The following is a 6,000-nucleotide window of genomic DNA, read 5'->3' as shown; positions in this document are numbered from 1 at the left end:
AACGGCAGAACGGCAGAACGGGAGAACGGGAGAACGGGAGAACGGGAGAACGGGAGAACGGGAGAACGGCAGAACGGGAGAACGGGAGAACGGGAGAACGGCAGCCCCACGCATTGCGCGTGGAACGCCCTCAACTAGGCGCGCCACCCGATTGCACGCGCGCGTCGACCCGCCCGCGCATGGTCTTCCGATACCACAGCGTCCACAGCGTCAGCCCGCCATAGATCCCGTAGCCGATGAACGGCGAAACGACCAGAAAGCGCTCGATCGGCCAGGTGAGCGCCATCCACGCACGCAGCGCCGTTTCGCCAGTCAGGCCGACGCCCCACACCAGCGTCATCAGACGGATCGCGGCGACCAGCGCGGGCCGCTCCTGCCACAGCGCTTCGAAGCGCGCGGCGCCGCCCTCCATTTCGCGGGCAACGGTGGCGCGTGCGAGATAGAAGATCAGCGGACGGCGCATGGGCAGCGAGAGCAGAAACACCACGCCGACCGCGCCGGATACGAGCGACTCGCGCAACAGCAGCATGCGCGGACTGCCGCCGAGCGCCATTGCCGCGACCGAGAGCGCGATGCCGGCCACCACCATCACGCTCAGCGCGTCGACGCGCCGAAACCGCACGAGTTCAACCAGGCTCCAGACGATCGGCGGCACGGCGGACGCGATCAACGCGCCGGTCTCGCCCAGATGCGGCAACGCGAGACGGTAGGCGAGCCATGGCAACAGAAAGTTGACGGCCAGTTCGAGCACAAAAGCCGGACGAAGCTTCATGTTAATTTACGCCGTAAGCGAAAAACGCAGTATCGATGACGCGGCGGAGCGGATGCAAATAGTTTTTCGCATCGGCTGCCGCGCCCGATAGCCGATAATCGGCGTTCGGGCGCACTGTGTACACTCATGTCTCCCAGCCCAATCTCGTGTCATGACATCCCGCTATCCGATCCCGTCGAACGAAATCGAACTGACTGCAGTGCGCGCGCAAGGAGCGGGCGGCCAGAACGTCAACAAAGTCTCGAGCGCCATCCACCTGCGCTTCGACGTGCGCGCTTCGTCGTTGCCGGAAGTGTTGAAAATGCGCCTGCTTGCGCTGTCCGATCACCGGCTCACGCGTGACGGCGTCGTGATCATCAAGGCGCAGGAGCATCGGACTCAGGACATGAATCGCGCGGCGGCGCTGGCGCGGCTCGATCAGCTGATCGAAAGCGTCAGCGTGACGCGCAAGCAGCGCGTGGCGACCCGGCCGACGCGCGCGTCGAACCTGCGGCGCCTCGACAGCAAGGCCAAGCGCAGCGAGGTCAAATCCGGCCGCGGCCGGGTGGACGATTAGCGCTTGCTGCCGCGTCCCGCGGGGCGCACGTCGGGGAGGGTGGCGCTCGGCACGAAGTCGACGCAAAGCACATGCGTGCCGTCACGCTCGAATGCAAGGGCGGCGGTGTAGCAGTCCTGAGCGTCGGCAAGCGAATAGTGCGGACCCATCATCGCGACGCGCCCCGGCGCGGCGAGCGCGTGCTTGAAGTAGGCGCGCCGCGACCAGTTGCTGCGCGTGTCGGTATAGAGCGGCGCGAGCCGCAGCGGAGGCGGCGGCACAGAGGCGGCCGTGACCGAGGGCAGGGTTTGTTCGCCTTGTCCGTCGGTGATGAACACGCGGCGGGCCTCCGGCAGATGCCACACCTTTTGCGCCGCCTGGCGCAGATCGCCGGTGGTTTTGTAGGTCTCGGCGGCGGCCAGCACTGCTTCGGCGAAACCCTCGAAACCCAGCCGCTGGTGGCCGGCATGCTCGCGCTCGTAGTCGGCGAACTTGCTCCACATCGATTCGATCAGCGCCGGCACGCCGGCGCACGCCGCCTGCACGGAGCTCTTCGGCTGACCGAGCCAGAAACCCTGGACGAAATCCACATCGGCTTCCATCAGGATCATCAATTCTTCGTCGGTTTCGACGCCTTCAGCCAGTACCAGCGTGCCTGATTGATGAAGCATCGCGATCAGGTGGCTGATCATCGAATCGTCGCCTTCGCGCCTGCCGGCGCGCGCGACCAACGAACGGTCGAGTTTGACGATGTCGGGGCGGAAGCGCCATACGCGGTCGAAGTTCGAGAAGCCGGTGCCGAAGTCGTCGATCGCGATCAGGAAGTCGCGCGGCTGCGAGGCGGCGAGCATGCTGGCGACGGCGGACTCGTCGTCGGCGGGTTGCTCGAGCACTTCGATCACGATGCGCTCCTGAGGCAATCCGAAGTGCGCCGACAGTTCGTCGATGAACGCGCGCTGCGGCCAGCCGGTTTCGAACACCTGTGGACGCGTATTCAGAAACAGCCACCCGGTGCTGATGCCTTGCTCCATGAAGTTCGCCACATGCAGGCAGCGCGCGATACGGTCGAGTTCACGAGCGTCGGCGGCCGAGCGGGTGCCCGAGAAGAGCACTTCTGGCGAGACCGGCAAACCGACCGGATCGAAGGCGCGCAGCAGTCCTTCATAACCGACGATGCGCTGGTGCGTGACCGAAAGCACCGGCTGGAACACGCTGTGCAAAGTCAGCGCGCGCCACGTCGCGCTCCAGCCGGACTCGTGCCGGACCAGATGCGGGAGCAGGCCGCTCAGGGTCAATTCGCTGACGGATGGCATAAAGGCGGGCATGAGTGCGGACATGGCGGCATCGCGGTAAGCGGGTGACGGGGCGCGTCAGACGATTCGGCGCGCAACGGAGGCACGGCCCCCACGTGTGCAGGGCGGGTCGGATAAAGCCCGGGAACGCGGAGAGCAATGCCAGCCATGCTGGACTCCGGCGGATTAGTCAAAACCAGTCTAGCAGTTTGCAATTCGCGTGAATGTGCGGGTAATCACAGACGCGGGGTCGTACTCGCGCACATGTCGGGCGCCCCGCAAACCCTTTCCCCGAGGCCCATCCAGCACGATGCCGCCGGCCCGCCGCGCGAGTTTTGCGCCCATACGCCGCGCGCAAAACCGATTGCCTTCATCGCAATCTTTTGCATGTATGAAATCGAGCGTAACAGGGCGCTGAGCGGACACCCGCCAAACTCCAGGCGAGGGCGGCTTAGACGTTTGAATGCGTGGGCGCGTTATCGGGTCAGCAGGGCGCAGGCATGGACCGCGAAGCCGGCGCCTTGAAGCCGCGTCCTGCAGGTTTGGTGGGCGCCCGGTATGCTGCTGCTTTTAATGAAACGGAGGTTAGGCATGTCGGAAATCGCGGTGGTCGCAATCTCGGTGGCGAAGCCGGGGCACGAAGAGCAACTGCGTCAGGCGCTCGAAGGTCTGGTCGGGCCGACGCGCAAGGAGCAGGGAGCGCTTCAATACGACTTGCACCGCGACGTGCAGGAGCCGCGCCGGTTCGTGTTTGTCGAGCGTTGGGAAAGCCAGGAAGCACTGGCAGCGCATGCGAAATCCGAGCACATCGCGGCCTACAGGAAAGCGGTGGCGGATTGGGTGGAGCACGCTGAGATTCGCGTCGTGTCGAAGATCGCCTGAACGGACGGACACGTTGCATAACGGCGAGCGGGTTGCCGGGCCGGTTCGGCCGGCAACCCGCTCGCCGTTTGACGACTACCTGATGATCAATGCGTGGCTTGCGGAACGTCGAGGATCAGGATGATGGTCCAGTCGGCATCGCCATCGTGGTGATACTGCCGTTCCGCGACGATGAACGGCTGCTGCTTGCCATCCGGTCCAAGAAACAGCACGTCGCCTTCCATCGGCAGGCACTCGACGGGCGGCAGCGCCAGAAACGCCTCCTGACCGCCGCGCGGCATCAGTTTTTCGATTTTGCGAGATGCTGCTTCAGTCCATTCGATATCAAGCTGGATGTTGCTCATGCTGTCCTCCGCACCAGGGTGCGCACGGGTTAGGGATTCCGGCTGGGCGCCGGTCGGTGCGCGACTTTAGCACACCGTCAGGCGCGCGCCGCAGGGCTTAAGCGGCATGTTCGGGGCTGGCCGGCGCGCCGGCCTGCTGCGAGGCTCGCAAGTTTTCCGCCAGACCTTTCGGAAGACCACTCGCCAAACCATTAGACAACAAAAAAGCCGAAACCGGCGATGCTGGCTTCGGCTTTTCACCATCGCGGCGCGGCCGCGGGTGAGTCGGGTGAACGGTGCTTAGGAGCCGGCGTCGGCCTTGGGCGCCTTTTTGTGATGCGGGGCGCCCTTGTGGTGTTTCATCGGTGCGGCCGGTGCGCTTTCCATTGCTTGCTGGCGGTTTTGCAAATCTTGCGCGCGCTGCTCGACGTCGGCGGCCTTGGCCGGATCGGTGCTCATCATGACGCCGTTGTCCTGCGCATAAGCCGCGCCCGTTACGGCACTGAGGGAAACCAGGATCGCCAGGGACACTTTCTTCATTACTACCTCCGCAGAGTGGTTGTGGACCCGAGTACTTGCCTGTCCAGACGGAAAGACAATGCATTCTAGTCAGCAATATCCGCTCCAGCGGACGGATTTGTAAGTGCGATGACAATTCGTTACATCTTGTTACGCGGAGCGCGGTCGCGATGCGGACTGACTTCGCGAATAAGTCACGATCATGTTTCGTCACTGATCCACAACCTTCGCATTTCTAAATAAATGGCTTTTCAATGCCATCTGGATTCTAGAACCACCCGATTGCGCGATAGACGTGAAATTGTGCGATGCCAATCAATTCATGCAACGCGATCTCCGCACTCACCAGATTGTCATACCGAGGCAGTACACCAAGACGTGCGCGCCGCGCGTTCGAGATCATCGGTTGTGGCGCGAGGCCGAAGCGGTGGAAGTCGAGCAGGGCGCGCGGCATCTGATAGGCGGAGGTAACGAGGATCAACGAATCGTAACGTGAGCCATCCAGAATGGCGGATACGTTGCGCGCGTTTTCGTAGGTAGTGAGGCTGCTGTTTTCCAGCACGATATCCGCGCGCGGCACCTGCTCACGCAACAGATAAGGCAAATAGGTATCGGCTTCCGTCGCGAGGTGCCGCTGCGGATTGCCACCGCTCACGATCACACGGCATATGGCCGCCGCGCGTTTGCAGGCGGCATAGTTGTCGGCACTCGCCGAGATGCGCGCGATCACGTCGCGCGGAGGCACGAGCGTGTGGTCGTCCACGTAGGTCGTGCCGCCGCCGAGCATGATGATCGCGGTGCGCGGCGCGAACCGGGCGGGCGTATCGGTCTGCCAGCGCGGTTGCGCCAGATACAGCAAAGGCGCGGTGAGCCAGCCGGCGGCGAGCAGCCAGAACAGGGCAACCGTGCAGACGGCGAGCGGGCGCCTGGCGCGCTTCCATAGCACGATTGCTGCAAAAAAAAGCGCTAATAAAGTGAATAGAATCAATTTAAATGGGGTAACGTATGTCTTTCGGGACAAATCTATGGGCTTGCTATCGCGCCGCAGCGGTTGCATCGTCGGCTCGTAGGCAGAACGCTAACATGCCGTTCAGACGGGGGTTCCGAAAACGAGACCAGGCAGCACCTGGCGGAATTCGACTGCGACAATCGCAGCCAGCTTCCAGCCAAGGGCGGGTGCCAAGCGCGTCACTGGTGGCGCGGTGACGTGTTGGGCATGGATGTGTCATAGCTGCACTTTAAGAAAGAAGTGAGATGACCACGTATTCCAACGAAGCGGTACTTGAAGCGCTGCGGCGGGCGCAATATCGCCAGGTCCCATGGGCCAGAAGACCGGGCGTCTTCCAATATCTTCGCGCACTGGGCTTGATGGACACCGTTCGGCAGCGCACTGTCGCACCGGCTCCGGGTTTCCACGCACCGGTCGACATTGCCGTGCTGACTGAGCGCGGTAGAGCGGAATTCGCGCGGCTTGCACACGACGAGCGCCTGCTCAGTTGGACCGCACAGCGAATGAACGACTACGTCGTCGCCACAGCCGACACGCGGCCCACTGCCGCGCTCGAAGTCCGGCCATAAGTCCGGCGGGCTGCCAGGCGTACCTTTCCAGCCGCTTGACGCGGCTGGCGGTGATCCCATTTCTGCGTCCGTCTGGCTTCTAGCGGGTAATCGCACAGC

The 6,000-nt window shown here is 63.3% G+C and carries 8 protein-coding genes; 3 read left to right on the top strand and 5 right to left on the bottom strand.

The window, feature by feature from the left end:
- Positions 1-130 precede the first annotated feature (130 nt).
- On the bottom strand, positions 131-772 hold the full coding sequence (locus P0D68_RS09540) for a VC0807 family protein (protein WP_408293617.1): 642 nt from the start codon (positions 770-772) through the stop codon (positions 131-133).
- A 151-nt stretch (positions 773-923) separates the two neighbouring features.
- Here P0D68_RS09540 and arfB point away from each other — a divergent pair, with 151 nt between their 5' ends.
- The gene (arfB, locus tag P0D68_RS09535) at positions 924-1,328 is read left to right on the top strand and encodes an alternative ribosome rescue aminoacyl-tRNA hydrolase ArfB (protein ID WP_091794934.1); all 405 of its coding nucleotides are present in this window, start codon (positions 924-926) and stop codon (positions 1,326-1,328) included.
- On the opposite strand, the gene P0D68_RS09530 is transcribed toward arfB, so the two are convergent.
- Positions 1,325-2,644, bottom strand: coding sequence for an EAL domain-containing protein (locus P0D68_RS09530; RefSeq protein ID WP_408186815.1), 1,320 nt, complete (start codon positions 2,642-2,644; stop codon positions 1,325-1,327). The two genes, arfB and P0D68_RS09530, sit on opposite strands and share 4 nt — an antisense overlap.
- A gap of 546 nt (positions 2,645-3,190) precedes the next feature.
- On the opposite strand from P0D68_RS09530, the gene P0D68_RS09525 reads away from it, so the two are divergent.
- Complete coding sequence (locus P0D68_RS09525; protein ID WP_091794931.1) at positions 3,191-3,481, top strand: putative quinol monooxygenase; 291 nt, start codon at positions 3,191-3,193, stop codon at positions 3,479-3,481.
- Positions 3,482-3,567: 86 nt separating this feature from the next.
- On the opposite strand, the gene P0D68_RS09520 is transcribed toward P0D68_RS09525, so the two are convergent.
- The 3 genes from P0D68_RS09520 to P0D68_RS09510 all read right to left on the bottom strand — a co-directional run bounded on the left by P0D68_RS09520 (position 3,568) and on the right by P0D68_RS09510 (position 5,311).
- A complete protein-coding gene (locus P0D68_RS09520) occupies positions 3,568-3,825 on the bottom strand; it encodes a hypothetical protein (protein ID WP_007182306.1) in 258 nt (85 codons plus the stop codon).
- 279 nt (positions 3,826-4,104) lie between these two features.
- Positions 4,105-4,344: a hypothetical protein gene (locus P0D68_RS09515; protein WP_408186035.1), complete on the bottom strand. Its 240-nt coding sequence runs from the start codon at positions 4,342-4,344 to the stop codon at positions 4,105-4,107.
- A gap of 247 nt (positions 4,345-4,591) precedes the next feature.
- A complete protein-coding gene (locus tag P0D68_RS09510; RefSeq protein ID WP_408293612.1) occupies positions 4,592-5,311 on the bottom strand; it encodes a YdcF family protein in 720 nt (239 codons plus the stop codon).
- A 266-nt stretch (positions 5,312-5,577) separates the two neighbouring features.
- Between P0D68_RS09510 and P0D68_RS09505 the strand changes: the two genes are divergently transcribed.
- The gene (locus P0D68_RS09505; protein ID WP_091794922.1) at positions 5,578-5,901 is read left to right on the top strand and encodes a hypothetical protein; all 324 of its coding nucleotides are present in this window, start codon (positions 5,578-5,580) and stop codon (positions 5,899-5,901) included.
- Positions 5,902-6,000 lie beyond the last annotated feature (99 nt).

The organism is Paraburkholderia sp. RL17-380-BIE-A (assembly GCF_046028085.1).
GTDB lineage: Bacteria > Pseudomonadota > Gammaproteobacteria > Burkholderiales > Burkholderiaceae > Paraburkholderia.
Note: the sequence above shows the minus strand (reverse complement) of the source record. Positions and strands in the feature narration are given on the sequence as shown.